Raw genomic sequence first — 25311 nt, 5'->3', positions numbered from 1 at the left:
AGCCCAGCTGGCAAGCCTGTGAGTCCAGAGGATTCACAGCATGCCCGGCCATAAATCAGGCAAGCTGACCGTGTCGAATTGGTCAGCTTAGCCCTTCCCCGCCCAGCCCCCAAAAGGCCATCCCTGATGAAAGGGATGGCGCTTTTGTGGGAAAGATTGGAGGCCGAGCCCAAGAAAAGAGGATGTATCCGTGGAGGAGACCTGGCGTTCGCCTTTGAAACCGGGAAAATACCACAAAAATATCATCCTGTTTTCCTGGTTTCAACAGCGACCGGAATGGATACATCCTCTCTAGAACAGGCCGACTAATCTTGATCACAAAAAAAGAAAAGCCACCCCATATACCATGGGATGGCCTAATTTTACTTCAAATCTTCAATCGAATTGGCTTCCACGTAAGACGGAACCACGAGACCGGTTTTTACGCCTTCCATGTTAGCGCCAAGGTCTTCGACTTTGTCCTTGAACTTATCCCAGTAGTCGGCATGCGTCAATGGAAGCCATGCTGCTACGGTTGCATCCACGTCGCCATTGGCAACGCCGGTCCACATTGGGCCTGCTTCTACTTGAAGCGCGTCAACTTTGTATCCGAGCTTCTCTTCCATGATCACTTTCAGCAGGTTGGTGCTGGCAATCTCGGAATCCCAGGCTACATAACTGAATTTGAAGCTTTTGCCGTCAACCGGCTGAACGCCTTCAAGCCAGGCATCCACTTTCTCTGCGTTGCTATCTGCCCATTCCTTAGCGGCAGCCTCAGGGTCTTGGCCTTCTTGGATTGCCGTCATAATCTGACCCATATCGTCGGATGTCCACTTGAAATTGCTCAGGAACTTGTAAGCTTCCGGATGATCTTCTTTCAGTCCAAGACGGACAATGGTGTGGATCTCTTCCGCTTCACCGAATACTTTCTTTGGATCTTCCAGATACTTCAGGTCATACTTGGCAAACATCCAGTGCGGAGTCCAACCGGTAATAATGATCGGATCCTCGTTCTTGATGGCTTTGTTGAGGGTTGCGGTCATGGCAGCACCGGAGCCTTCGATCAGTTTCCAGTCGGTCAATCCATATTCATCAATCGCTGCCGCTGCAGCTTTCATAATACCTGCACCTGGATCAATACCGATGATTTCATGTTTCACTTGTTCGCCGAGGGAAGCAGTAGCACCGCCGTCAGCCCCTTTGTCCGTCGTTCCATCCGTGCCGCCTTTTCCGCCCTGTCCGCAAGCAGACAGAACCAGAATAGCAGCCAAGCTTAGCAGCAACCAAAACTTTTGTTTCTTCAAAATTAAGCACCCCTTTTTTTCGTTTTAAATATATTTTGTGTAAAGCGGTCGAGGACAATCGCCAAAATGACGACAGCCAAGCCAGCTTCAAACCCTTTACCAATTTGCAGCTGGGTTACGGCCCGGTAGACCTCGGCACCGATACCTTGGGCACCGATCATCGAAGCGATGACGACCATTGACAAGGACAGCATGATGGTCTGGTTAATGCCGGCCATCAAGGTTGGCATCGCCAGCGGAAGCTGAACCTTGAACAATTTCTGTCCGGAAGTCGAGCCGAATGCATCCGCAGCTTCCGTCAGTTCACCTGATACTTGCATAATGCCAAGACGGGTCAAGCGAATCGTTGGCGGAATGGCGAAGATAACCGAAGCGATAACCCCTGGAACTACGCCCAAGCTGAAGAATGTGACGGCAGGGAGCAAGTATACAAACGCCGGCATGGTCTGCATAAAGTCCAGAATCGGTATGATCACGCGGGATGCCGACTTGCTGTAGGCCGCCCATATCCCCAGCGGAACACCCAGTATAACGGAGATCAAGGCTGCTGTAATAACCAGACTGAGCGTGTTCATGGTCTGTGGCCAGTAGCCCAAGTTATCGATGAGCAGAAAACCGATGGCTGTAAACAAAGTCAACGGCAAACGGCCTAATAGGTAGGCAATGACAGCCAAGATGACAATGAACAGATACGGATGAGGAAGCAAGAACAAATCCGTAAACAACTGCACGACGTTTTCGATGATGAAGGAGATGGCGTCAAAGAAACCGGAGAAGACGTCTCCCATCCATTCGACCAAGGAATCAACCCAGCTAGCGAGAGGGATCTTAGGCATCTTGCGTCACCTCCTCGCTCTTGCTTTCTCCAGCCAGGGCACCAAGAACAGCACCGCGGACGATAACGCCCATCAACCTGCCGGTCTCATCCACAACGGCCAATGGCACTTTAGCCATGCTCGTAATTTCAAACAATTCATTCAGTAATGTATCAGGTCCAACACTCGGACCGTCTGTGATGAGAATATCCGCAAGCTTGCGGTTATTCTTCATGGCATCGGATGCATCTTCGGCCGTAATGACACCAAGCAGCTTCTTGGAACGGTCGATGACGAACAGGTTCGAGATCCCCCGTTCACGCATAAGCTCCAGCGCAACGCGAGGCCCGCGATCCATCGTAATAGTCTCCGGACGGCGCATAACCCGTGAAGCGGTAAGAACTTTGGACAGATCGACATCTTCCACGAACCGTTCAACATAATCGTTGGCAGGCTGAGTCAAAATTTCTTCCGGCGTACCGATCTGTACAATCGAACCGTCCTTCATCAAGGCAATGCGGTCGCCGATCCGAAGAGCTTCGTCCAAGTCGTGGGTGATGAACACGATCGTTTTTTTCATTTTGTCCTGGAGCTCGATCAATTCGTCCTGCATGTCTCGGCGAATGAGTGGATCCAGTGCGCTGAAAGCCTCATCCATCAGCAGAATTTCCGGATCATTGGCGAGTGCTCGGGCAAGCCCGACACGCTGCTGCATGCCGCCGCTAAGCTGATCGGGCATTTTTTCCTCCCACCCTTTCAAGCCTACAAGCTCAAGTGACTTCATGGCCGCTTCGTGCCGCTTGCTTTTGTCTATCTTTTGGATTTCCAACCCGTATTCCACATTCTCGACAACCGAACGATGAGGGAACAAGGCGAATTTCTGGAACACCATGCTTATTTTTTTGCGTCGTACTTCCCGCAGCTGTTCTTTGTTCATTTTTCGGAGATCCTTGCCGTGAATCAATATTTCGCCCGATGTGGGTTCAATCAACCGATTTAGCAAACGGACCAATGTAGATTTACCGCTGCCTGACAACCCCATGATGACAAAAATCTCGCCTTCATGGATATCGAAGCTGACACGGTTAACGCCAACCGTTATATTTTTTTCTTTCGCAATTCGCGCTTTACTCCAGCCTTGCTCCAGCAATTGAATCCCTTGTTCCGGATTCGCGCCGAACAATTTGCTGACTTTGTTAACTTGCAGAATAGCCAAAAGTACTCCTCCTTTTTATTGTATAGAGACGCGTCCATTTGACCGAGTCTTCTTATTCCTGTCGTCTCGTAAACCCATGTCACCCATTGTAACAACCGATACGTAAAGTATCAAACGTTATATCCGTACGTAAAGTACGTACAGTAAAAACTGTACAAAGTTATCCTTTGAAATGCTCCCATATGCTCCGATATCCTCTAGAGCGATCTTCTTTACTTTTAAAATAGCTTTCCCTACAATAGATCAGAGAATGTGTGTGGATCAGGGCCTGTTTAAATTTCATGGAGATCGTTCACACTACACTTCGAGTCCACCTAGTTTTGTTATATTGACATGACTTCTTGGATGGTTACAGATAGAGGAGGCTGCAAGCATGGGCTTGTACCATTTAGATGATGAACGGCAGGCAGCCGTGCATAAGATTCGTAAGCGTGTCATTGAAAATATTGGACGGAATATGGATTTGTACGGCATTCCACTCTCAACGGGACATTTATACGGATTGCTTTATTTTGCGGATAAACCGATGAACCTCGATGAAATGGGACAGGAAATGAAGATGAGCAAGACCAGCATGAGTACAGGCGTGCGGACGTTGCTCGATTATAAAATGGTAAACAAGGTGTGGGAGAAGGGTTCCCGCAAGGATTTGTATGAAGTGGAGTATGACTGGTACCAAAGCTTCGTGGATTTCTTTGATATTAAATGGAGAAAATCGGTGGAGAGCAACATTCTGGTCCTGCGCAAAGCGTTGGACGAAACGGAGAAGCTCCGTAAAGCACATGAAGATGACGAAGAACTGACAGCGGTGCTGCAAGAGGATCAGGCAAAGATGCGTGAGGCCGTTGCTTATTATAAATGGCTGGAGCGATTGATTGATACTTTTGTAGATGGCGAGATCTTTAATTATGTGCCGAAAGAGCCGCCAGAGGACAAATCCTGATATTGAAAATGGGGGATTTCCCCAGTATAATGTGGAGTAAGGCAATGCTTACCTAAGAGGTACAACCTGATTTTATCGGGTTGTGCCTTTTTTTGTTATCCAGCATCGCCTGGTGTGAAGAACCGAATGCAAGTGCATAGGGTGCAAAAATAGTCAGGAGGGGTTAAAATGGTCAGTATGTCCTCAAGAATGGTAGAAATTGCAGATTTTCCATCGGTTAACTTAAGCAATACCCGAAGTTTGTATGTATACCTTCCACCCAGTTATCATGAGAATACGGAGAAGCATTATGCCGTACTCTATATGCATGACGGGCAGCATGTATTTTCAGCGGATGAGCGAGGCGGTTCGTGGGATATGCATGTTACCGCAGATCGGCTGGTGTCCGAAGGACGGATGCAGGAGATTATCATCGTTGGCATCGCAACGGTTCCTCATCAAAGACTGAATGAATATTTCCATGACAATCCAAGGATGCATCAGGTGTTCGATCCCCCGTTTGCCGGCGAACGGTATGAGTTATTTATTATTGAAGAAGTTTTACCATATATCAATCAGAACTTTCGCACGTTGAAGGGTCCGGAGCACACGGCCATGATGGGTTCGTCTGCGGGCGGGATCGTCACCTACAATATCGGCTTTAGAAGGCCGGATGTGTTCGGAAGCATAGCGGTCATGTCGCCTTATTTCGTCAAAGCCTATTTTGATGCTCAAGGAGAGCTTAAGGAGTATCCTTTTTATGAAAGATACGGTACGCATCCGAATCTTAAGGTATGGCTTGATATGGGCGGCGCGGAAGGGGTCTTCATGGAAAAATACGCACGGGAGGAAGCAGCACGCTTGATTCAAGACGGCTTTGTGCCGGGAGAAGATCTCATGCTGTTCCTTGATCCGGGAGCGGCCCACAGTCAAAGCGACTGGGCAGGCAGAGCGCAATCACCCCTGCTGTATTTTTTCGGCGACATTGGAGAACCAACCTCGATTAAGCTGCATGGTGATGGCATCGTAGGGGTAAGCGGCCCCGTCAAACAATTGAATCCGGTCATTACATACGACAGCGGATTTGTGCAAACGTTGATGAACGGAACTTACCATGTTGAGGAGCCGGAATGGCTTACGCTGCTGCCGGACGGAACGCTGAAGCCTAGAACTCCTGGCAGCACCCGGGTTACGCTGCAAATGGGAAGTTTGAGCGCAGATAAAGAGATTACGATCGTGGAAGAGCTGCCTGAGCTTGTGAAAATCACGATTCAGGTGAAGGTACCGCCTTCCACGCCGGTTTCCCCCACAATCTATGCCGGATTTGAGATTCCGTACTGCGGAGATGGCCTATATAGGGGAAGGGCGATGGTACCTCATGGCTTGTCTTTTACGTTCAAGGTATCAAGAGGGTTTGGACTGCACGAAAAGATCGGGGATCCTGAAGTGAAACGGCGTTCTTTTACAGCATCGTCCGAGATGGAGCTGTTGTATGAGGTTGAGGACTGGGATACTTGAATTATGAAATTGCATTGAATTGTAATCGGAGGATGAATGAGCATGACCATCAGATCAGCAAGACCACAAGATGCAGCTGCAGCGATAAGGCTGCTGTATGATGCGCTGCACGACGTAGCACATCAATTAACAGGGGAAGACAGTGAAGAGAAAGTACTTGAAGTGCTGGAGCAATATTTCCGAGCGGACGAGGGCAGGCTCAGTTACCGACAGGCTGCCGTGAAAGAGATCGACGGCGAGGTCGCCGGCATTATCGTTGCTTACGGCGGCGATCAAGCGGCCGAATTGGATCGTCCGATTCTGGATCGTCTGCGGAAGCTCAAGAATGACCCTTCCGTAGCGCTGGACAAAGAGGCGGACGAGGATGAGTATTACATCGATACGTTATCTGTGTCTTCGCAGTTTGGAGGTAAGGGGATCGGTTCGGCGCTCATCGATCATGCAGAGAACCGGGCAAAGGAACTTACGTATCGGAAAATTGCTCTCGCTGTGGTGACGGACAATCATCGCGCCCATTCTTTGTACGACAGAAGAGGATATAAAACGGATAAGGAAATCATGATTAACGGGCATGTATATTATCATATGGTCAAACCCGTTTAGAAAAAATAAACAATTTATAAGCCGCCTATTTACAAATGGTAATAGGTGGTTTATTATTGTGTCATATCGATCTAGAAAATTAGAATGATAAATTAAATTAGTACGAACCAAAATAACCGTATGAATTACGCAATTAGAATGATTGGTTAGAATAATTATTTAATCTAGAATGGAGTGTTGCACTATGGAACAAGATCAAAATCAAAGCATCGAAATCTCGGTGGAACAAGCGAAGCTGCTCGGCAGTGCTCAGCGGGTGAAGATTCTCGGAACCATACTGGATACGGCCAAAACCTCAAAGCAAGTAGCGGATGAATTGGGAGATTCGCCAGGAAGCATTCACTATCATATACAGAAGTTATACGACGGCGGGCTGATAGATTTGGTGGAGACACGGACGGTCGGCGGCATCGTCGAGAAATATTATAAATCCAAAGCAAAGTGGTTTAATACCAAGGGAACGCAAACGATGGACCCGGTTCTTGCCGAAGATTATGCAGCGGCGACCCGAACCCGAATCAGCTTGAGGCTGCAGTTGAACGCAGACCAATATGAAGAGATGACAAAGGAATTCAGGGAACTGCTCGAAAAATGGGTGAACAAGACCCTCGCGACCAAAGGGGACGACAGCAAGGAATATGCAGTGGGGATCAACGTGGTTTCGACGGAAACGTCTGAATAGGAAGGGGCTTCTTTAGCCTCTTCTCTCTAAAACTACTAAATTTTAAATCAAGGAGTGTTTCTCTAGTGGAAATATTAAAAAATCGCAATTTCCTGCTATTGTTCGTTGGCCGAATTCTTACGAATATCGGCGACAGCCTGTACGCGGTAGCGGCCATGTGGCTGGTGTACGATCTTGGAGGCTCGACGCTGTATACGGGACTTGCCGGATTCCTCTCGATTCTTCCCCGAATCATTCAACTGCTTTCCGGTCCGATGATTGACCGCGTTCCTTTACGGGGGCTTCTGGTATACACCCAGTTATTTCAGGCGGTTCTTCTGTTGATCGTTCCGCTTGCATTTTATTTCGACTTTCTGACGGTAGGCGTTGTGCTGGCCATTACACCGGTTCTATCCACGCTGAATATGTGGGTATATCCGGCCCAAATGTCGGCTCTTCCTAAAATTCTCGATAAAAAGCAGCTGACGCAAGGCAATTCGCTGTTCTCCTTAGCCTATCAAGGCATCGATGTCGCTTGCAACGCAATATCCGGCGTATTGATTATTGTGCTGGGCGCAGTATCCCTTTACTTATGGAATTCCATAGGATTCTTCATCGGAGCGCTGTTATTCTCGCAACTGAAAATCAAAAAGCCTATCAATACTTCCGATAACAACGTAAATAAAACACCGATGAAAAACGCCGTAACTTCAAAATCTATGCGAAATGCCCTTAAAAATTATTGGGCAGACATGAAAGAGGGGCTTCGCTACATCCTGGCAACCCCGCTCGCACGGGTACAGATGGGGATTATCGTCATTAATGCCGCAGGCGGGGCTACCTTTACGGTTATGCCTGCCTTTGCGGACAGCCTCGGCGGAGCGGGTGTATACGGAGTTCTGCTCATGGCCCAGGCTTGCGGAAGTTTGTTGGGCGCGATTCTGGTTCCGTATTTGAAGCTGGAGCGCCTACCCCTTGGATATCTTTTTGCCGGAGCGTTTTGTTTATCTGGCGCTGCCTGGTGTCTCAGCGTATTCACCCCATGGACATGGCTTGTCGTTCTGGTGTACGGCTTGGCATGGTTTCCCGGAGGCATTACGAACGTTATCATCAATTCGGTCATTCAGAAGGCGATACCCGAGAAAAGATTGGGCACGGTGTTCGCGGCAGCTAGCGGACTCAGCGGAATTGCCATGCCGCTTGGCAGCCTAATTGGAGGTGCTCTTGGCGTTGTAGCTGCAAGCTCATCCGTTATCGCAGGATGCGGAATCGCCGTATTCATCGTAGGGATCTTCTGGATTTTTGACTCGACCACCCGCAGTCTTCCATCACCTGACAATGTGGATGAGGAATGGTTTGCGCCTTATACGAATGCAACTCCTGAGAAGTCCATTTCTATGCATACAGCCCCTTAAAGGTTAACTTCGATAAGCTTCCATGCTTTACAGAGGGCTGAAGAAGATCGCCCGTACTGGGAAATTTCTCAAATAACCGAGCCGAGGATGAATCAGCGATCGACGGATTCATCACGGCTCTTTTTCCACTTAAGCGAAGTGTAAACGCCTGCCGCATCCCACTGCAGCGGTGCTTGTCAGGCTAGTCTGCATAATGTGACCAAGTCCCTCATAGACATGTATCAATCAAGTCAAAACAAGTGTTGAAGGGGATGATGACATGCGCCGGATTTCATGGGTGCTGCTCGCGGTAGTATTATGCTTAACAACAATACTGGCGGGATGCGGGAAGAAGAATGCAGACAGCGTTGTGAAGGATCTGGGCAAGGTGGCTGATAAGCTGGAAAGTGCCAAGGGCGCTTACCAGGGAGCGGGCGTTATGACCATACATACCGGTTCGGCGCCGCAGGAGTATCAGGTTGAGGTATGGTACCAATCTCCATCTTACTACCGGATCAGCTTAACCAATGGGCAAAAGGATATTACGCAAATCGTGCTTCGCAACGATGACGGCGTGTTCGTTCTGACGCCTAGCTTGAACAAGAGCTTCCGCTTCAAGAGCGATTGGCCGGATAATCAGGGACAGGTATATCTGTACCAAACGCTGCTCAGCAGCATTCTGGGCGACAACACCCGTCAGTTTGCTGAGGATAAGGATAGTTACGTGTTTGATGTAGCAGCCAATTACCACAGCCATTCGTTGATTCGTCAGAAGATCTGGCTCGCCAAGGACAACTACACGCCGAAACAGGTACAAGTGTCGGACTCCGAAGCGAATGTGGTTGTTGAGGTGAAATTCAACACCTTTACCTTCGATACGAACCTGACGAAGGATTCGTTTGATACGAACAAGAATTTAAGTGCGATGGGCGATGCGAAGGGGACCATGGCCGAAGTGGACGAGAACGGGGTACCCGTGGCTTCCGGTACGGAAGGTAATGGCACTCAGGGAACCGAAGGTTTGACAGAAGCGGCTTCCGGGCGCGATATGGGATCCTTCGGCATCATCTATCCGGAATATGTGCCTGCAGGGGTCACGAACAAAGACACGATGGAAGTTCCGCAGAACAAGGATCATGCGGTTATTCTGAAGTATGACGGTGTATACCAATATACAATTATGGAATCCAGACCGGTGGATCGTGCGGTCTCCCTCGTACCAGGCGAGGCGGTGTATATCGATTTCACGACGGTAGGTTTGCTCACCGGCGATCAGCAAAGAACGCTGACCTGGAATTCGGAAGGCGTGGAGTACCGAATTACGAGCGCCAATCTGCCTGTCGAAGAAATGAAGAAAGTCGCTGCTTCCATGCAGGGAGAATCGGGTAAATAATACGAAGTAGGCGGATACCGAGCATTGAAGGAGGGCAAAATTCCGACAATGAGGCCATTCGCCTATTTTCCAAATAAAGGAACTCCGTCCGTGGAACTATCGCTATTTCTTGCAGATATTCCGATGTTTCACCAAGTTTCGCCACCTGGGGGGAACCACGAGCCTCATAAATAAGCAATTCGCCTCAATTGACAGTTGCCCCTGGGAACATTACCATTAATCTATTGTAGAGCATAATGCTTTTTTCAAAATGGTAAGAAGGTGACTGGAATTGCAAGCGATATATCGACCTACCCTGGCGGAGATCAACCTGGACCATCTGCGCGCCAACTATAACGCTTTTCGTAAGGCCCTGCCAAGCCACATGAAATTGCTTGCTTGTGTGAAGGCTAACGCCTATGGTCACGGAGCTGTAGAAGTGGCACGCGAACTTCAGCAACTGGGGGTGGCTTACTTAAGCGTAGCTTTCCTGGATGAAGCGCTCGAGCTTCGGCAAGGAGGCATTTCTAGCCCGATCCTGGTGCTCGGTTATACACCACCGGAGGCTGTAGAGATCGCTTATGAGCATGATGTGACCATAACCCTGTTCAGTTCGGAAGTGCTCCAAGCGATAAAGGCACTGCCGGTCCAGCCGGAGAAGCCACTCAAGGTACACATCAAGATTGACAGCGGAATGGGTCGTTTGGGCCTGCTTCCAGGCGAAGATGCAATTTCTTTTATAGAAGAAGTATTTTCGCTGCCGCAGGTTGTTGTCGAAGGAATGTTTACCCATTTTGCAAGAGCGGATGAAGAGAACAAAGACTATACGTTGGGACAGTACCGCCGTTTTCAGGGCGTAGCGGACGCTCTTCGGGATAAGGACCACCATATCCCCATCATACATACGGGCAACAGTGCTGCTGCGATTGATACACCCGAATTATCCTATGATATGGTTCGTGTCGGCATCGGCTTGTACGGACTGTATCCTTCGGATGAGGTGAATCGAAAGACAGTGAGCCTCCGCCCTGTCATGACGTTAAAGACAAAGCTTGTCTACGTCAAAAATTTACCTCCGCATTCCGGCATCAGCTACGGGACGAAGTATGTAACGGAGGAGGAAGAGCAAATTGGAACCCTTCCCATCGGTTACGGCGATGGCTTCTCTCGTATGCTGAGCGGTAAAGTGGAAGTACTGATACGCGGCCGCCGCGTCCCTGTAGTCGGAACGATCTGTATGGACCAATGTATGGTATCGCTCAAACCTTTCGCCGATGAGGCGGAACAAATTAAAGCTGGTGAAGAGGTTGTACTCATCGGTCAGCAGTCTGGCGAATGCATTACGGCAGATGAGCTGGCGTCCAAGCTGGGGACGATCCACTACGAGGTCGTCTGCATGATTGCCCACCGGGTACCACGTCAGTATATACGTAATGATATACCCGTGAAGACCATAAACGCACTCTGGAGCAACCTTTAAAAAGGCATGTGCACCCTAAGTAATTTATTCAGGAAAGAAGGAATAAGTACAGACCTTCCCGAATTAGGAATATTGTCGTTAAAGTCTGTACGAAAGTGTCGATTGTAGTTTATAATGATATGCAGCATACTTGATATACCTTCGGCATATATATTCTTTTGTATAATTTTCCTTGAATAAAGTAATACTGGTGCACAGGGCGAGAAGGTTGTGGGGGTGTAATAGAGGGTGGCCAATATGCAGAACACCAAACGAATCATGATCAGTTTACCGGATCATCTTTTGCAGGAAGTGGACGGGATCGCTCAGCTGGAAAATTCCAACCGCAGTGAGCTTATTAGGCAAGCCATGAAGTTGTACCTGAATGAACGGAAGAAACGTTACATTCGTGAATCCATGCAGCGAGGTTATATGGAAATGGCCAAAATTAACCTGACCATGGCTTCTGAGGCGTTTCACGCGGAGGAAGATGCAGACAACACTCTAGACCGCTTAGTAAGCGGGGTGTAGACAGTGATCGTTAAACGGGGCGACGTATTTTTTGCGGATTTATCACCTGTTGTCGGTTCTGAGCAGGGCGGCGTAAGGCCGGTCCTTGTCATTCAGAACGATATCGGCAACCGGTTTAGTCCGACTGTGATTGTTGCAGCCATTACGGCACAGATTCAAAAAGCCAAGCTGCCGACTCACGTCGAAATCGACGCGGCGTCGCATGGATTTGACCGGGATTCCGTCATTTTGCTAGAGCAGATCCGGACGATTGATAAGCAGCGGCTAACGGACAAAATCACCCATCTTGATGATGAAATGATGAGTAAGGTGGATGATTCCCTGCAAATAAGTCTGGGCTTGATTGATTTTTGATTCCATTCAAGTGTTGCGTTTTCCACATAGAATGTTATGACTAAAAACCCTCAAGGAGTAATTCCTTGAGGGTTTTTATATGGATGGTATGTATGAAGGCTCGGCAATTGCTGCATGAGACTGGAGATTGGTGGATTACATGTGTGTAGGTATGAGGATGTAGGCCGTCGTGACCGCCGCTGCGATAATCAAAAAGCAGACAACGGACCAAGCAATCGCATGTTTGTCATTCATTTAAGGTGACCCCCCTGATTTTAATGAGATGTGGATATCCGGCAGCAGCATGTTCGTACAATAAGAATATAAATGAAATCTTAAGATCAGATGAAATTGAAATTAAAAGAAGCTTAAAGCCTTATGAAATGAGCGATGTAGTGGAAATGAGCGCTTAAGTTTGGGATAATAGCAAATATAGTTTCATTGAAGAAAGAGGGATATCATTGTCTGAATTAGAAGCTGTTGTGGAAGTAAATGAGGAACAGATCCGCAAGGAAGAATCGAAACGGATCGTGAAGCAGATCGCGAAGGAGCTTCAATTGTCCGAAAAACAGGTGCGCACGACCGTTGAACTTCTGGATGAGGGCAATACCATACCGTTTATTGCGCGTTACCGTAAGGAAATGACAGGCGAACTGGATGAGAACCAATTACGTGATATTGAAGAACGGACAGGCTATTTGCGCAATTTGGAAGTCCGTAAACGGGAAGTCATCCGCATCATAGAGGAGCAAGGCAAGCTGACGGAAGATCTGAAGGCGTCGATTACGGCCGCCGTTAAGCTGCAGGAGGTAGAAGATCTCTACCGCCCGTATAAGCAGAAGCGTAAAACCCGGGCAAGCGTCGCGAAGGAAAAAGGACTTGAGCCGCTGTCGGAGTGGATATGGTCGCAGCCGAAGCAGGCTGATGTGATGGTTGAGGCAGCCAAGTATGTTGATGAGGAGAAGGGTGTGGCTTCGGCAGAAGAGGCTGTGCAAGGCGCGATGGATATATTGGCTGAAAACATTGCCGATGACGCAACCGTTCGTTCCTGGGTACGCAGATACAGCCTGGACCACGGCATATTGACCTCAGAGGCGAAGGATACCGAAGTGGAATCCGTATACGAGAACTATTACAACTACCGGGAATTGGCGAAGAAAATGCCGCCGCACCGGATTTTGGCCATTAACCGGGGAGAGCGCGAGAATATTCTGAAGGTGGGGCTTGATGTTCCTTCCGATTCCATTCACGCGTATATCGGCAAGCAGGTGCTTAAAGGTCCATCTGCTGTGACGGACATTCTTACAGCGGTGATCGAGGATTCATACAAACGTCTGATTGCCCCATCGATTGAACGGGAAGTGCGGGGTGAGCTGACGGAAAAAGGGGAGAACCAGGCGATCTCCATCTTTGCGGGGAACCTGCGCAGCCTGCTGCTGCAGCCGCCGGTGAAGGGTCGCTGTGTGCTGGGCGTTGACCCGGCTTACCGTACCGGTTGTAAGCTTGCGGTGGTCGATGATACAGGCAAGCTGCTTGAGGTAGCTGTAACCTATCCGACGCCGCCGGCCAACAAGAAGCAGGAGGCGGCCGCGAAGATTAAAGAGCTGATTGCAAAATACGGCATCAAGCTTATTGTCATTGGAAACGGTACGGCATCCCGTGAAACGGAGCAGTTCGTAGCCGAAGAAGTCATTGCGGAACTCGCTGACCCTGAGCTGGCTTACCTTATCGTCAATGAAGCGGGAGCAAGCGTGTACTCGGCCTCGAAGCTGGCTCAAGAAGAGTTCCCTGATCTGGATGTTGCCGAGCGCAGCGCGGCCTCGATTGCACGCCGTGTGCAGGATCCGCTGGCCGAGCTGGTGAAGATCGATCCGAAATCGATCGGTGTGGGCCAATATCAGCATGACGTCACCCAGAAGCATCTGGAGGAGAGCCTGAAAGCCGTCGTGGAGTCTGCGGTTAACCATGTCGGGGTGGATGTGAATACGGCATCGCCGTCACTGCTCTCCTATGTGGCTGGCATCAATGCCACCATTGCCAAAAATATCGTGAAATACCGGGAAGAAAACGGGAAGTTTGTCAGCCGGAAGCAGCTGCAGAAGGTTCCGCGTCTCGGTGCCAAGACTTATGAGCAGTGCGTGGGCTTTATGCGGATTTCGGAAGGCGAGAACATACTGGATCGTACCCCGATTCACCCGGAATCCTATGCGGTGGTTGACCGTTTGTTCCAGGAGCTTCAGGTAAGTCTGGACAAGCTCGGAAGCAAGGAGCTCGCTGAACTGCTGGATGCCCAGCAGCCGGAGAGCCTTGCCGTGAAGCTGGAGGTTGGTGTACCGACGCTGCGCGATATTCTGGACAGCTTACAGCGTCCGGGACGCGATCCGCGGGAGGAATTGCCGCTGCCGATTTTCCGCCAGGACGTGCTGAAGATCGAGGACCTTATGCCGGGAATGGAGCTGCAGGGAACGGTACGCAATGTCATCGATTTTGGCGCCTTTGTGGATATCGGCATCAAGAGCGACGGCCTGGTACATATTTCCCAGTTGAGCGATGGTTTTGTCAAACATCCGATGGATGTTGTCTCTGTGGGGGATAACGTTACCGTGTGGGTGCTGAATGTAGATTTGAAAAAAGGCCGCGTTGGATTGACGATGCGCAAGCCGAAAGATCAGTCATAGGAACTGCTGCGTAATAGAAGAAGAGCCGTGCCTCCTTTGAAGTGACCCCAATTGTTAGACATGACCTAACAATCGGAGGTGCAGTTCACTTTGGGGAGAACGGCTCTTTTTTGCAAAATTCTTGGTCTATAGCAATAGCTAATGGGGCATCCTGGCGGTTGGTTTAGCGATGGTTCAGCTTTAGCAGCAGGACGTTTTTATCGTAACTTTCCAGACACCAGTGATATTTTGTTAGAATTTTGGGTTCGACTGAGGGAGCAGTTACATCGAATTCATGAAAACCAAACTTCTTATAGAAATGCTGCAGCTCCTCAAACGGAATGCAGTATACCGTATCTAGGCCCAATCTTTTTGATTCTTCCACCAAAAACGAGACGACTTCGTGCGCGAGGGATTGTCCTCTAAACTTGTCCAGAATATAAATACCGCCGAGCTCCGCCTCGTGGTCATTAAGTTTAACCAATCGGCCGATCCCTGCGTAGTCGTCTTGCGACATGACGATGGCAATCATTTCATTGTCCAGTGAACTTGGCTGAAAGCCGATGTGTTCGTATTGTTGATTGACCCAAGGCAATTCTGCTTGAGTCACTCTTTTGATGCTCATGACCACTCACCTCAGTTTCTTTAAAATATAGGTTGAGATAATGCTGCGCGCAGCATAAACCTTCGTGCTTAACCCTCGCTGTCCGAAGATTGCTGCTTTTTCTTCGCCCGGAATCGTCTGACCTTCATCAGATTGCCGCACATTTTATCGTCGCAATAACGTTTGGAACGGTTACGTGTATCATCGTAATATACCCAGAGGCAATCGGGATTCGTGCAGATGCGGAACCGGGATAACTCGCCTTGCTCGATGGCTTGCGCCAAGGAGCCGGCAATCTCGGCAGCCGCTGCTTGCAGGCCAGGGTTTTGGAGGATATAAGACAGTTCCAGGTTTTGATCCTCATCTATGTCCAGATGGCGAATAACGGGTCCAGCAGCCATCCAGCGGTTCAATTCCTCTACTTGCTGGCGGGAGGGGAGGGTACCCGCAACGATGTGCTGAACGCATGTCCGCAGGAAGGATCGAAGCTGCCGGAGAAGTTCCAGTTCATCCGAAGTCAGCGGAACGGCGATGTGGAGATCATGCTCGCTAATAAATTCGGTGAGCCAATCTTCACGGGCGAGCCGGTCCTCGGATCGGCCGCTGCCTCTCCAGTCATGCCATTCGCTGTTTATAAAATCATCCCATAACATGAAGCTCATCCTTTCTTGTCTCATCATTGTAACAAGTAAATATTTATGTTGCTAGTTACTTGTAATGGGATCTGAAGTGTGTTATTTTTTATGTAACGCTCTATTTTATTTATGATAGTTACAATAAAAACGGAGGCGATGGACATGAACATGAAGGAATTGCTGCTCCAAAACTGGGATTATGCGATGGGGCAAGAGGATTGGTATCCGCCGATTCTTCCAGCCCTGAAGGATGTGACGGTTGAGCAGGCATTGTGGAAACCGGAAGGACAGGCGGCAAATTCCATTTGGGAGAACGTGCAGCATTTGTTGTATTACAAGCAGCGTCTGCTCGCAAGATTGGAAGGAACGCCGCTTCCTAATGAAGGGATCGGCAATGACGAGACGTTTCTCATTCATGACACAAGTGAGGAGGTATGGAATACGTCTCGGGAGCAGCTTAAGGATGTTCATGCCGCTTTAAGACAGAAGATTGAGGAGATGCCGGAGACGGAGATCATCGAATCGCCGCAGCGAATACTTAGCTTAATCATGCATGATGCATATCATACGGGACAAATTGTTTTTCTCCGGAAGCTTCATGGCTCCTGGCCAGCTAAGCGCAGCGATCTTTAGTGCACAATTCGACCATTCAGCCATCATAATACAATGCAAAAATAAGCCGGACAGGGTGTCCGGCTTATTGTCATACCTATGGATCGGTTGTTGTACCCTAACGGGCATTCGAGTTTTCTTCACCCGGGGAATTCCGGTAAAAGTACCAGCATTCGTTCAGCAGCTTGATCTGACGTCGGTCCTTTTTGCGAAAAGCGCGTGTCAATTGATTGCAGAGCCATTGCGGCAAGGGTATCTCCTCCTCTTGCTAATTCCATCTGTATGGATAGCATATGGGGAAAAAGCCCAAAGCGTGCAGGTCTACCTCGATTATTGCGCTTCTTCCTCGTACCATTGCTCAAGCTGCGCTTGGAGAGCCCGAATTTCGGTAAGCAGCGAGATGAGTGGATATTCCGTTTCCTTAAGGGAAGCAAAGGCCTGCTCAAGCTCATTTATGTATTCCAGACCACCTTGAATGCTCAGTGATTCCTGCAGCAGATCCAGATTGTCGCATTCGGCTACAGCAAGTGGCAGCTGAGGTTTGCCTGGGGCGGTGAGTTTATCGATTTCCTTATTGAGGCGTAAATTTAAAGCACTGAGCTGGTAAGCATAGTCACTGGGCATTTCGACAAATAATAGCTCGTCCTGTCCTTTTAAAATAACGTAGCGCATGTTTGGCATGATTGCAGGTTCTCCCTCCATACTTTCTACTTGACAGTGTAGCCCAGAGAGAAGTTAAAATTCAAGTAGCATTTATAAGGCAAAAGGAAGGATAGACATAGTGACGATGAACGAGATGAGCAATGAAGAACTGCAGGCATGGGTTGAGAAAGTCTCGCTGGAGAGCTTCCGGGTTCCGTTCAGGCACAAGGCGACATTTAACCGGCGTTTGTCCTCAACAGGCGGCCGCTATTTCATGAAAAGCCATCATATTGAGATCAATCCGCATCAGCTGGCTACGCACGGCAGGGAAGAGGTGGAGAAGATCATCAAGCATGAGCTGTGCCATTATCATCTGCATATCGCGGGCAGGGGATATCGGCATCGGGACGCTGATTTCAAAACCCTGCTGCAAGCCGTTGGAGGGAGCCGTTTCTGCAAGTCCTTACCGAAGGGCAAGGCTGCGGGCCGTCGTCAACCGGAACCTTATCGATATAAACTTTGCTGCAGTGCCTGCGGGACTGAATACCTTCGTAAACGGAAGATGAATCCGGCCCGGTATCGATGCGGAAAGTGCAGCGGACGTCTCACGCTTCTTAAACTTGACTCCCCTCAGAAGTCATGATAAATTATTGGTATTGAATTTCACGTTCCCTGATAGCTCAGTTGGTAGAGCACTCGACTGTTAATCGAGTTGTCACAGGTTCGAGTCCTGTTCGGGGAGCCATATGGAGAGATACCCAAGTGGCTATAAGGGGACCCTCTGCTAAGGGGTTAGACTGCGTAAGCGGTGCGAGGGTTCGAATCCCTCTCTCTCCGTTGAGCGTTACATCGAAGAAAGCTCCCATCACAGAAGTGATTGGGGGCTTTTTTTGCAAAGGGATGATAACCCTGGATAGGGTTCGTCGGAGCATAAGCAGCGTTAGGCATACTTCGCAGTCTCGACCGAAGGGAGAGTATCCCTCTCTCTTTCGTTGAGCGTTACATCGAAGAAAGCTCCCATCACAGAAGTGATCGGGGGCTTTTTTGCAAAGGGGAAGAGAACAATGAAACAGATAATTGCCATGGGTGGCGGCGGTTTCTCGATGGAACCGGATAATCTGCTGCTTGATCGCTATGTTTTGGCGCAAGTACCGAAAGAAATGCCTGAGGTGTGTTTTGTCCCGACGGCAAGCGGGGATGCGGATGGTTATGTTGAACGTTTCTATCATGCTTTCCGAACACTGCCGTGTACTCCCAGTAATCTGTCGCTGTTCCAGCCGAATTTTGCCGATCTTCGGTCTTTTGTGCTCGAGAAGGATATCATCTATGTTGGCGGGGGCAATACCCGGAATATGCTGGTCTTGTGGAAGGAATGGGGCCTGGATCAGATACTCCAAGAGGCGTATGAACAGGGTGTCATCTTAACCGGGTTAAGCGCTGGTTCCATTTGCTGGTTTGAGCAAGGGGTGACGGACCCGTTGAACGCGCCTTTGTACAAGCTTGAGGGTTTGGGTATATTACAAGGCAGTCATTGCCCGCATTATGATGGAGAGAGCAAAAGAAGACCTGCCTATCATAAACTTGTACTTCAAGGTGAGGCACAAGCAGGATATGCTGCTGATGATGGGGTTGCTTTGCATTTTATGGACGGACAGCTGCATAGAGTCGTAAGCTCAAGGAAAAATGCACATGCATACCATGCGGAGCTCGAAGGAAATCGCGTTCAAGAAGAGAAGTTAACGCCGGATTTTTTAGGCTGATTTATAAGCCGAAAAAGCCCCGAAAATAAATATTGAAATTTACGAAAAAAAAGCTTGCCAGCATTTTTGGAATTATGCTATACTCAATCTTGTCGTCACGGCGACGTGGTTAAAGTGGCCCGTTGGTCAAGGGGTTAAGACACCTCCCTTTCACGGAGGTAACAGGGGTTCGAATCCCCTACGGGTCACCACTTTCTTATATGGCAGCCGCACGATTGTCATCGAGAGCCATTAGCTCAGTTGGTAGAGCACCTGACTTTTAATCAGGGTGTCGAAGGTTCGAGCCCTTCATGGCTCACCATTTTTATGAAGTAACGAAATGATGTATCCCTTATATTATGCGGTAGTGGTGGAATGGCAGACACGCTATCTTGAGGGGGTAGTGGGTGTATACCCGTGGAGGTTCGAGTCCTCTCTACCGCATACGAACATGAAGAAGAAGCTCCGCACTTTGTGCGGGGCTTCTTTTGCGTTTAAGAGACCGCAAGAAAAACAACATCTAAACGCGGTCTGTTTTCACTAGAAAGTACGTCGATAGACGTTTTTCTTATATCAAGGTTTACATAGGATTTATCACGGTTTTTATCGATTTTTAGTGCGCGTTTATGCAAAACGGGTGTTTCATCTCTGATCAGAAGTTTAATATCATAACGTGGACGAGCAACAACTTCAAATAACCTATAAGGAGTGATTCAGAATGGCTAATAACAACAATGGAAAGATGAGCCGTGAAGAAGCAGGACGTTTAGGTGGAGAAGCAACTGCGAACAAACATGACAAAGAATTCTACCAAGAAATCGGACGGAAGGGCGGCGAAGCAACTTCCCGTTCCCATGACAAAGACTTTTATCAGGATATAGGTAAAAAAGGCGGAGAATCCACGTCAAATTCCCATGATAAGGAATTTTATCAGGAAATTGGCCAGAAGGGCGGGGAAGCGACTTCCGATTCCCATGGCAGAGAGTTCTATGAGGACATCGGGCGCAAAGGCGGCGAGGCTACCTCGGATTCCCACGGACGTGAGTTCTATCAAGAGATTGGGCAGCAGGGCGGCGAAGCCAGAAGCGGCAGCGACAGCAACGGGGACGGCAAGATGAGCCGTGAAGAAGCGGGCCGCAAGGGCGGCGAGGCAAGAGCTAGGCAGCGCCAACGGGGGAACTAATGACAATCCGGCGGATTTGAGAAAAAGTTTCCCTTGGAGGGGACTGAATTGCTCACATGCAAAAGATCCGCCTCATCCACACCATTTGAAAAGCAGCAGCTACGACTCCCTGACAGGGAGTCGTAGCTGCTTTCTTTTTGCCTTACATCGTCATGCGATAAGGTGGAAAAGAGAAGATCGTGCTGGACTTTTGGGATGGTGTGTGATAATTATATGATAATGATAACCATTCTCATTTAAGGTTGGGGTCTGTACATATGGTAAACCTATCGACGAGCAGTATTAGCAAAAAAGCACCACGTGAATACAGCGGGCTCATAGCCCGTTTATGGAATATGGATATTGTTCATGGACAAGAACTCTCCTTGGAACAGCAGTTGGCAGTGCAGCCAGCTCTGATCATCCCGCTGAGCGGAGAAACCTGTTTACAACAGGCAGAGCAAATCACCCGTATGCATAAGGGATGTGTTTATTTTTGTGCAGCAGGGTCTACTTTCGGAATTACGAGTGCCGATCACAAGAGTTCCGAGGAACACGAGCAAGCTTCGGTTGCAATACTTCATTTTAGTTTCATGGAAGGTGTATCAGGCTGCGGTCGATTGCATGAGGTGGACGGCGCTGCTTTCATGCCCTATGACGGCATCTTTGTCATCAGCTCTCCGGACCGCTTGAATCTCGTCTGCAGGTCGATGTATAAGGATTTTCACAGCAAGGAGCCCATGAAGCAGTGGAGGGTTCAGCTGGATTTTCAAGAGCTGTTATATACGATGATTGCCGAGTGCAGCCCATACTCCAAGAATGATAAGCGGCAAGCGCTGGAGCGGGTGAAGGAGTATATCGAGGAACATTATGATGAAGATTTAACGATTGAACAATTGGCGAACCTCTCCGGGCTGAGTCCTAAATATTTTGTAGAAGTATATAAGAAGACGTATGGGCACAGCGCAATGGATTATTTGGCCCATGTCCGTTTGAACAAGGCGAAACAGCTGATGCTGGGCTCCGATTCTTTGCTGCGTGAGGTGGCGCATATGGTGGGGTATAAGGATGAATTTTATTTTAGCCGCAAGTTCAAGAAGGCATTCGGGATTTCCCCCTCGGTGTATATGAAGACAAGGAAAAATAAACTGGCGATGTACGGCTCCACAGCCCTCCTGGGTTACGCCATGCCGCTGGACTTCACGCCGTATGCGGCTCCCCTTCATCCGAAGTGGTCACAGCATTACTATAACTTGCTTGGGCCGGATATCCCGGTCCATCTGGATGCATACCGCCAGAATCATAATAAATATGCCAATCTGGAGAAGCTGGCCTCGGCACGCCCGGAGCTCATCGTCTGTGCACAGGGGGTGGAGGAATGGGAGAAGGAGCAGCTTCGGCTGATTGCCCCCCTCTACGAAATGCCGGCAGAGCAGGCAGGGTGGCAGTTTATTCTGTTAGGTCTAGCTAAATTGCTGAACAAGCTGCCTGAGGCAGAGCAATGGATTGAAACGTTTCATCATAAAATATCGACTTATCGTGAGAAGTTCCCGACTGAAATGATGGAAGCACGCACGCTTTTGACCGCACGCCTGCATCAGGATGACCTGATGGTTTACAGCCATCCGGGCATGAAGGAACTATTATTTGATTATTTCAATTTTCAGCCGGCGATGCCTGTGGACGGGGAGGAGGCTGGATGTTTAACGATTAAGCAGATCAAGGAGAGCCACGCAGACCACATTCTGCTCTTGATCCGTCAGGATTCTGAAACGTTGGCGAATTGGAGAAAACTGCAAGCAACGCCGGAGTGGATGACCATTCCCGCGGTGCGAGAAGGAACGTTCCATCCATTATCCTCTTACCCTTGGCGCGAGTACTCTCCCATTGCGATGGAGCAGATGGCGGAAGAGGCCTTCCGGTTGTTTTCCGGAAATTGTCCATGAGGAATCCGGTTATTTGTCCATGGTACTAAGAGAGCAAATCTTATACTATGATCAATAATGATAATCATTATCAATTATTGAGTGATCATAGATCATGGAAGGGGTATTTGAAGAGAAATGAAACGAATGAAATGGGTTTTGGGGTTATTGCTGGCATTTGCGTTGGTACTTTCCGCTTGTGGTGGAGGTAACGAGGCTAAAGATACAGACGGAGCAAGTACGAATAATGCAGCAGCAAGCACGAATACAGCCGGGGAGGATAACGCAGCAAAAGAAGAAGCGACCCCCACATCGTCCGATACTAAAGTTGTGAAATACCTTGATCAGGAATATACGCTTCCGGCCAAAACGGAGCGCATCGTTATCACGGGTGCCGTCGAAGCCATGGAGGATGCCATTGTGTTGGAAGTGAACCCGGTTGGGGCCATTACCTTCTCGGGTAAATTCCCGCCGATGTTTGAGTCGATCGCGAAGGACGCCCAATCGGTTGGTGAGAAAATGGAGCCGAATTTCGAAACGATCCTGTCTTTGAAGCCGGATGTGATTTTGGCATCGTCCAAAGCCAAGCCTGAAGTGATTGAACAGTTGAATAAAATTGCTCCCACGATTCCGTACTCCCATATCTCGACCAACTGGGAAAGCAACCTCAAATTGCTCGGCGAGTTAAGCGGCAAACAGGAACAAGCGGAACAGGAAATCGCGAAATATAAAGAGGACTTGGAAAAAGTCAAAGCGACGATTGGAGATAGCCTCAAGGACAAGAAAGTTCTGGCGCTTCGGATTCGTGCAGGTGAGATGTACATCTATCCGGCAGGGGTGTTCTTTAACCCGGTATTGTATGAGGATTTGGGGATTGAAGTACCGGCTGAAGTAGCCGCAGCCAAAGCACAGGAACTGATCTCGAAAGAGAAAATTGCAGAGATGAATCCGGATTACGTATTTGTCCAATTCTCGCCAGATGAGAATAAAGATACGCCGAATGCTTTAGAAGAACTGCAGAGTGATCCGATCATGAAGAACTTAAATGCATTCAAGAACGGCACCGCTTTTGTCAACGTGGTGGATCCACTCGCTCAAGGCGGAACCGCGTACAGCAAAATCGAGTTTCTGAAAGCTGCGGTCGAAAGTCTGACTAAGTAACATCAAACATTTCAGTATAAACCTATAAGGCGTGTTGTTCATGGGGTTCAAAAAATCACTGCCGGCTGTCATCCTTGTGATGGCCCCGGCAGTCTGTTTATTGCTCATAGCGGCCTCCATCCTGTATGGAGCCAAAAATATTACGATGGATACCGTTTGGGATTCCATCTTTGCTTTTGATTCGGAGAACATCGATCATCAGATCATTGTGAGTTCCCGATTGCCGAGAGTCGTCGGCGCAATGCTCATCGGCGCTTTTCTCGCGGTATCAGGTGCGTTAATGCAAGGAATGACAAGGAACTATTTGGCGTCCCCATCCATCATGGGGGTATCCGACGGTTCGGTGTTCGCGGTGACACTGTTTATGGTATTTATCCCGAACGCCAGCTCCAATATGTACATCGTCAGTTCGTTGATCGGCTCCGCCATCGGAGCAGCCGTCGTGTTCGGCTTGGCATGGCTTATTCCTGGCGGACTCAGTCCGGTTCGACTGGCTATACTCGGAACCGTAATTGGGACGTTTCTGAGCGGTACCGCGGAGGCATTGGCGGCTTATTTTCAAATATCGCAAAATATCAGCTTCTGGTACAATGCCCGACTGCATGCAATGGACCCGGAACTGATTAAATTGAGCATTCCGTTTGCAATCGTCGGTTTGTGCCTTGCCATTGTATTATCCAAATCGATCACGCTGCTATCGCTCGGGGATGAGACGGCCAAGGGGCTTGGTGTGAATACATGGCTGATCAAAGCCCTCGCGATGCTGGCGGTTGTTATTCTGACAGGCGTGTCGGTGGCGCTGGCGGGCAAGGTTGCCTTTGTAGGCTTGATTATCCCTCATATAGCCCGGTTCCTGTCAGGTTCCGACTATCGATGGATCGTGCCCGTCTCGGGAGTACTAGGCGGCATGTTTCTTGCGCTATGCGATATTCTTGCGCGGTTTGTGAATTTCCCGTTTGAAACGCCGGTCGGTGTCATTACATCATTAATCGGGGTTCCTTTCTTCCTCTATTTGATCAAGACGAGGGGAGGGGCTCAGCGTGCGTAATACCTATTATCGATTTCCCATTGTTCTGACTGGAGGAATCCTGGTGGTATTGACTGCCGTATATTTCAGTCTGACCAACGGGACGTTTGACATGTCCATCAAAGAAGTATTTCAAACTTTGCTCCGGTTGAATCCCAATTCGGATTTTGATCTTGTTGTGTTTGAGTTCAGGTTGCCGCGTATTGTGCTTGGCGCTCTCGTCGGGTTTGCGCTGGGTATGGCTGGTGCTGTTATCCAGGGGGTTACCCGCAATGGATTGGCTGATCCGGGTATCCTCGGCATCAATGCAGGTGCAGGCATGGCGGTTGTGTTATTTATGTTCCTGCTGCAAGGGCAGATCACGATGACAGGCTGGCTCGGGGTTATGATGATGCCGATGTTCGGTATCGCTGGCGGCTTGGCGGCAACTACGGCCATATTTATGTTTGCCAGAGAAAGCGGAAAGCTGGACCCGCAGCGGCTAATTCTTGTGGGGATTGCGATTGCCTCGGGCTTCGGTGCTATTACGATGTTCCTCTCGCTGAAAATGAATCCATCGGATTATGAGATGGCCGTAGCTTGGCTGGCCGGCAGCCTTCACAGCGCCAACTGGAAGTTCGTGGTCACGATGCTTCCTTGGCTCATTATGCTGCCGCCTATCATTTGGCTCCGCTCTCAAGTGCTCGATTTATTCCAGCTGAGCGAGGAAAGCGTGAAGAGTGTCGGGGTATCCGTCGAGCGTGAGAAAAAGGTATTGCTTCTATGCAGCATCGGTTTGGTCAGTGCGAGCGTTGCCGTATCCGGCAGCATTGGGTTTGTCGGTCTGATCGCTCCGCATCTGGCGAGGCAACTGGTTGGGCTGAGGCACAGGCATATCATCCCGATCAGCGGTATAGCAGGTATGGCGATTGTGGTCATAGGCGATTTCATCGGCAGAACGATATTCGCTCCGGCCGAGCTGGCTGCTGGCATTGTGGTGTCCGTGATCGGGGTTCCGTATTTTATCTATCTATTAATTCGCATGAGAAAATAAAAGCAGC

General features: G+C 49.1%; 25 protein-coding genes and 5 tRNA genes. 23 read left to right on the top strand and 7 right to left on the bottom strand.

The genetic code is table 11. The annotated features are described in order from the left end of the window. Positions 1 to 362 precede the first annotated feature (362 nt). From ABEW73_RS26035 to ABEW73_RS26025, 3 genes are read right to left on the bottom strand one after another with little or no spacing between them, the layout of a single operon-like run. The gene (locus ABEW73_RS26035) at positions 363 to 1283 is read right to left on the bottom strand and encodes a glycine betaine ABC transporter substrate-binding protein (RefSeq protein WP_430163218.1); all 921 of its coding nucleotides are present in this window, start codon (positions 1281 to 1283) and stop codon (positions 363 to 365) included. Positions 1284 to 1285: 2 nt separating this feature from the next. Beyond that, entirely contained in the window at positions 1286 to 2119 is an 834-nt protein-coding gene (locus ABEW73_RS26030; RefSeq protein WP_430163215.1) for an ABC transporter permease, read from the bottom strand. Continuing rightward, positions 2112 to 3314 (bottom strand): quaternary amine ABC transporter ATP-binding protein, encoded by a 1203-nt coding sequence (locus ABEW73_RS26025; protein WP_098748732.1) that lies wholly within the window; start codon positions 3312 to 3314, stop codon positions 2112 to 2114. Before ABEW73_RS26025 ends, ABEW73_RS26030 begins: the two co-directional genes overlap by 8 nt. Before the next feature lie 373 nt (positions 3315 to 3687). Between ABEW73_RS26025 and ABEW73_RS26020 the strand changes: the two genes are divergently transcribed. The 10 genes from ABEW73_RS26020 to ABEW73_RS25975 all read left to right on the top strand — a co-directional run bounded on the left by ABEW73_RS26020 (position 3688) and on the right by ABEW73_RS25975 (position 14785). Further along, entirely contained in the window at positions 3688 to 4257 is a 570-nt protein-coding gene (locus ABEW73_RS26020) for a GbsR/MarR family transcriptional regulator (protein ID WP_430163211.1), read from the top strand. Between the two features lie 168 nt (positions 4258 to 4425). Continuing rightward, positions 4426 to 5754 carry an alpha/beta hydrolase gene (locus ABEW73_RS26015; RefSeq protein ID WP_430163208.1) on the top strand — a complete coding sequence of 443 codons (1329 nt, stop codon included), beginning with the start codon at positions 4426 to 4428 and terminating at the stop codon, positions 5752 to 5754. Between the two features lie 42 nt (positions 5755 to 5796). Then, on the top strand, positions 5797 to 6357 hold the full coding sequence (locus ABEW73_RS26010; protein WP_430163205.1) for a GNAT family N-acetyltransferase: 561 nt from the start codon (positions 5797 to 5799) through the stop codon (positions 6355 to 6357). 184 nt (positions 6358 to 6541) lie between these two features. After that, entirely contained in the window at positions 6542 to 7039 is a 498-nt protein-coding gene (locus tag ABEW73_RS26005; protein WP_430163202.1) for a helix-turn-helix domain-containing protein, read from the top strand. Positions 7040 to 7104: 65 nt separating this feature from the next. After that, the gene (locus ABEW73_RS26000; RefSeq protein WP_430163200.1) at positions 7105 to 8433 is read left to right on the top strand and encodes an MFS transporter; all 1329 of its coding nucleotides are present in this window, start codon (positions 7105 to 7107) and stop codon (positions 8431 to 8433) included. A gap of 259 nt (positions 8434 to 8692) precedes the next feature. Beyond that, complete coding sequence (locus ABEW73_RS25995; RefSeq protein WP_430163198.1) at positions 8693 to 9805, top strand: DUF4367 domain-containing protein; 1113 nt, start codon at positions 8693 to 8695, stop codon at positions 9803 to 9805. A gap of 271 nt (positions 9806 to 10076) precedes the next feature. After that, positions 10077 to 11264, top strand: coding sequence for an alanine racemase (alr, locus tag ABEW73_RS25990; RefSeq protein ID WP_430163195.1), 1188 nt, complete (start codon positions 10077 to 10079; stop codon positions 11262 to 11264). A gap of 228 nt (positions 11265 to 11492) precedes the next feature. After that, complete coding sequence (locus ABEW73_RS25985) at positions 11493 to 11774, top strand: CopG family ribbon-helix-helix protein (protein WP_028406492.1); 282 nt, start codon at positions 11493 to 11495, stop codon at positions 11772 to 11774. Positions 11775 to 11777: 3 nt separating this feature from the next. Further along, a complete protein-coding gene (locus tag ABEW73_RS25980) occupies positions 11778 to 12128 on the top strand; it encodes a type II toxin-antitoxin system PemK/MazF family toxin (protein WP_006212388.1) in 351 nt (116 codons plus the stop codon). 440 nt (positions 12129 to 12568) lie between these two features. Further along, a complete protein-coding gene (locus ABEW73_RS25975; protein ID WP_430163192.1) occupies positions 12569 to 14785 on the top strand; it encodes a Tex family protein in 2217 nt (738 codons plus the stop codon). 163 nt (positions 14786 to 14948) lie between these two features. Here the strand turns inward: ABEW73_RS25975 and ABEW73_RS25970 are convergent, their stop codons facing one another. Next, on the bottom strand, positions 14949 to 15389 hold the full coding sequence (locus ABEW73_RS25970) for a GNAT family N-acetyltransferase (protein WP_430163189.1): 441 nt from the start codon (positions 15387 to 15389) through the stop codon (positions 14949 to 14951). A 68-nt stretch (positions 15390 to 15457) separates the two neighbouring features. Further along, a complete protein-coding gene (locus ABEW73_RS25965) occupies positions 15458 to 16021 on the bottom strand; it encodes a CGNR zinc finger domain-containing protein (protein ID WP_430163186.1) in 564 nt (187 codons plus the stop codon). Positions 16022 to 16165: 144 nt separating this feature from the next. On the opposite strand from ABEW73_RS25965, the gene ABEW73_RS25960 reads away from it, so the two are divergent. After that, the gene (locus ABEW73_RS25960; protein WP_430163183.1) at positions 16166 to 16636 is read left to right on the top strand and encodes a DinB family protein; all 471 of its coding nucleotides are present in this window, start codon (positions 16166 to 16168) and stop codon (positions 16634 to 16636) included. A gap of 97 nt (positions 16637 to 16733) precedes the next feature. Here ABEW73_RS25960 and cmpA read toward each other — a convergent pair whose 3' ends face one another. Then, on the bottom strand, positions 16734 to 16865 hold the full coding sequence (cmpA, locus tag ABEW73_RS25955) for a cortex morphogenetic protein CmpA (RefSeq protein WP_015737250.1): 132 nt from the start codon (positions 16863 to 16865) through the stop codon (positions 16734 to 16736). Between the two features lie 80 nt (positions 16866 to 16945). Next, positions 16946 to 17296: a hydrolase/acyltransferase gene (locus ABEW73_RS25950; RefSeq protein WP_430163181.1), complete on the bottom strand. Its 351-nt coding sequence runs from the start codon at positions 17294 to 17296 to the stop codon at positions 16946 to 16948. A 115-nt stretch (positions 17297 to 17411) separates the two neighbouring features. On the opposite strand from ABEW73_RS25950, the gene ABEW73_RS25945 reads away from it, so the two are divergent. From ABEW73_RS25945 to ABEW73_RS25890, 12 genes are all read left to right on the top strand, one after another. Continuing rightward, positions 17412 to 17900, top strand: a complete 489-nt coding sequence (locus ABEW73_RS25945; RefSeq protein ID WP_430163725.1) for a SprT family protein — start codon at positions 17412 to 17414, stop codon at positions 17898 to 17900. 26 nt (positions 17901 to 17926) lie between these two features. Further along, positions 17927 to 18002: transfer RNA gene (locus tag ABEW73_RS25940), tRNA-Asn, on the top strand. 3 nt (positions 18003 to 18005) lie between these two features. Beyond that, positions 18006 to 18094 (top strand) — tRNA-Ser (locus tag ABEW73_RS25935). A 227-nt stretch (positions 18095 to 18321) separates the two neighbouring features. Then, positions 18322 to 19017, top strand: coding sequence for a Type 1 glutamine amidotransferase-like domain-containing protein (locus tag ABEW73_RS25930; RefSeq protein ID WP_430163178.1), 696 nt, complete (start codon positions 18322 to 18324; stop codon positions 19015 to 19017). A 116-nt stretch (positions 19018 to 19133) separates the two neighbouring features. After that, positions 19134 to 19208 (top strand) — tRNA-Glu (locus tag ABEW73_RS25925). Between the two features lie 34 nt (positions 19209 to 19242). Beyond that, a tRNA-Lys gene (locus tag ABEW73_RS25920) sits at positions 19243 to 19318 on the top strand. A gap of 39 nt (positions 19319 to 19357) precedes the next feature. Continuing rightward, positions 19358 to 19440, top strand: a tRNA-Leu gene (locus ABEW73_RS25915). Between the two features lie 274 nt (positions 19441 to 19714). Next, on the top strand, positions 19715 to 20179 hold the full coding sequence (locus ABEW73_RS25910) for a KGG domain-containing protein (protein ID WP_076324669.1): 465 nt from the start codon (positions 19715 to 19717) through the stop codon (positions 20177 to 20179). 257 nt (positions 20180 to 20436) lie between these two features. Continuing rightward, a complete protein-coding gene (locus ABEW73_RS25905; RefSeq protein ID WP_430163175.1) occupies positions 20437 to 22104 on the top strand; it encodes an AraC family transcriptional regulator in 1668 nt (555 codons plus the stop codon). Positions 22105 to 22221: 117 nt separating this feature from the next. Beyond that, positions 22222 to 23244, top strand: coding sequence for an ABC transporter substrate-binding protein (locus tag ABEW73_RS25900; RefSeq protein ID WP_430163173.1), 1023 nt, complete (start codon positions 22222 to 22224; stop codon positions 23242 to 23244). 40 nt (positions 23245 to 23284) lie between these two features. Continuing rightward, on the top strand, positions 23285 to 24292 hold the full coding sequence (locus ABEW73_RS25895) for a FecCD family ABC transporter permease (protein ID WP_430163171.1): 1008 nt from the start codon (positions 23285 to 23287) through the stop codon (positions 24290 to 24292). Beyond that, positions 24285 to 25304 carry a FecCD family ABC transporter permease gene (locus tag ABEW73_RS25890; RefSeq protein ID WP_430163169.1) on the top strand — a complete coding sequence of 340 codons (1020 nt, stop codon included), beginning with the start codon at positions 24285 to 24287 and terminating at the stop codon, positions 25302 to 25304. Before ABEW73_RS25895 ends, ABEW73_RS25890 begins: the two co-directional genes overlap by 8 nt. Positions 25305 to 25311 lie beyond the last annotated feature (7 nt).

It is taken from the genome of Paenibacillus lautus (assembly GCF_050482385.1).
GTDB lineage: Bacteria > Bacillota > Bacilli > Paenibacillales > Paenibacillaceae > Paenibacillus_AQ > Paenibacillus_AQ lautus_B.
Note: the sequence above shows the minus strand (reverse complement) of the source record. Positions and strands in the feature narration are given on the sequence as shown.

Bases quoted from the DNA above. Each gene is read 5' to 3' on its own strand.
- ABEW73_RS26005 (WP_430163202.1), top strand. From the start codon at position 6,542: ATGGAACAAGATCAAAATCAAAGCATCGAAATCTCGGTGGAACAAGCG.
- ABEW73_RS25905 (WP_430163175.1), top strand. From the start codon at position 20,437: ATGGTAAACCTATCGACGAGCAGTATTAGCAAAAAAGCACCACGTGAA.
- ABEW73_RS25965 (WP_430163186.1), bottom strand. From the start codon at position 16,021: ATGTTATGGGATGATTTTATAAACAGCGAATGGCATGACTGGAGAGGC.
- ABEW73_RS25970 (WP_430163189.1), bottom strand. From the start codon at position 15,389: ATGAGCATCAAAAGAGTGACTCAAGCAGAATTGCCTTGGGTCAATCAA.
- ABEW73_RS25960 (WP_430163183.1), top strand. From the start codon at position 16,166: ATGAACATGAAGGAATTGCTGCTCCAAAACTGGGATTATGCGATGGGG.
- ABEW73_RS25910 (WP_076324669.1), top strand. From the start codon at position 19,715: ATGGCTAATAACAACAATGGAAAGATGAGCCGTGAAGAAGCAGGACGT.
- ABEW73_RS25900 (WP_430163173.1), top strand. From the start codon at position 22,222: ATGAAACGAATGAAATGGGTTTTGGGGTTATTGCTGGCATTTGCGTTG.
- ABEW73_RS25995 (WP_430163198.1), top strand. From the start codon at position 8,693: ATGCGCCGGATTTCATGGGTGCTGCTCGCGGTAGTATTATGCTTAACA.
- ABEW73_RS25945 (WP_430163725.1), top strand. From the start codon at position 17,412: ATGAGCAATGAAGAACTGCAGGCATGGGTTGAGAAAGTCTCGCTGGAG.
- ABEW73_RS25950 (WP_430163181.1), bottom strand. From the start codon at position 17,296: ATGCCAAACATGCGCTACGTTATTTTAAAAGGACAGGACGAGCTATTA.
- ABEW73_RS26015 (WP_430163208.1), top strand. From the start codon at position 4,426: ATGGTCAGTATGTCCTCAAGAATGGTAGAAATTGCAGATTTTCCATCG.
- ABEW73_RS26010 (WP_430163205.1), top strand. From the start codon at position 5,797: ATGACCATCAGATCAGCAAGACCACAAGATGCAGCTGCAGCGATAAGG.
- ABEW73_RS26020 (WP_430163211.1), top strand. From the start codon at position 3,688: ATGGGCTTGTACCATTTAGATGATGAACGGCAGGCAGCCGTGCATAAG.
- ABEW73_RS25930 (WP_430163178.1), top strand. From the start codon at position 18,322: ATGAAACAGATAATTGCCATGGGTGGCGGCGGTTTCTCGATGGAACCG.
- ABEW73_RS26030 (WP_430163215.1), bottom strand. From the start codon at position 2,119: ATGCCTAAGATCCCTCTCGCTAGCTGGGTTGATTCCTTGGTCGAATGG.
- ABEW73_RS25895 (WP_430163171.1), top strand. From the start codon at position 23,285: ATGGGGTTCAAAAAATCACTGCCGGCTGTCATCCTTGTGATGGCCCCG.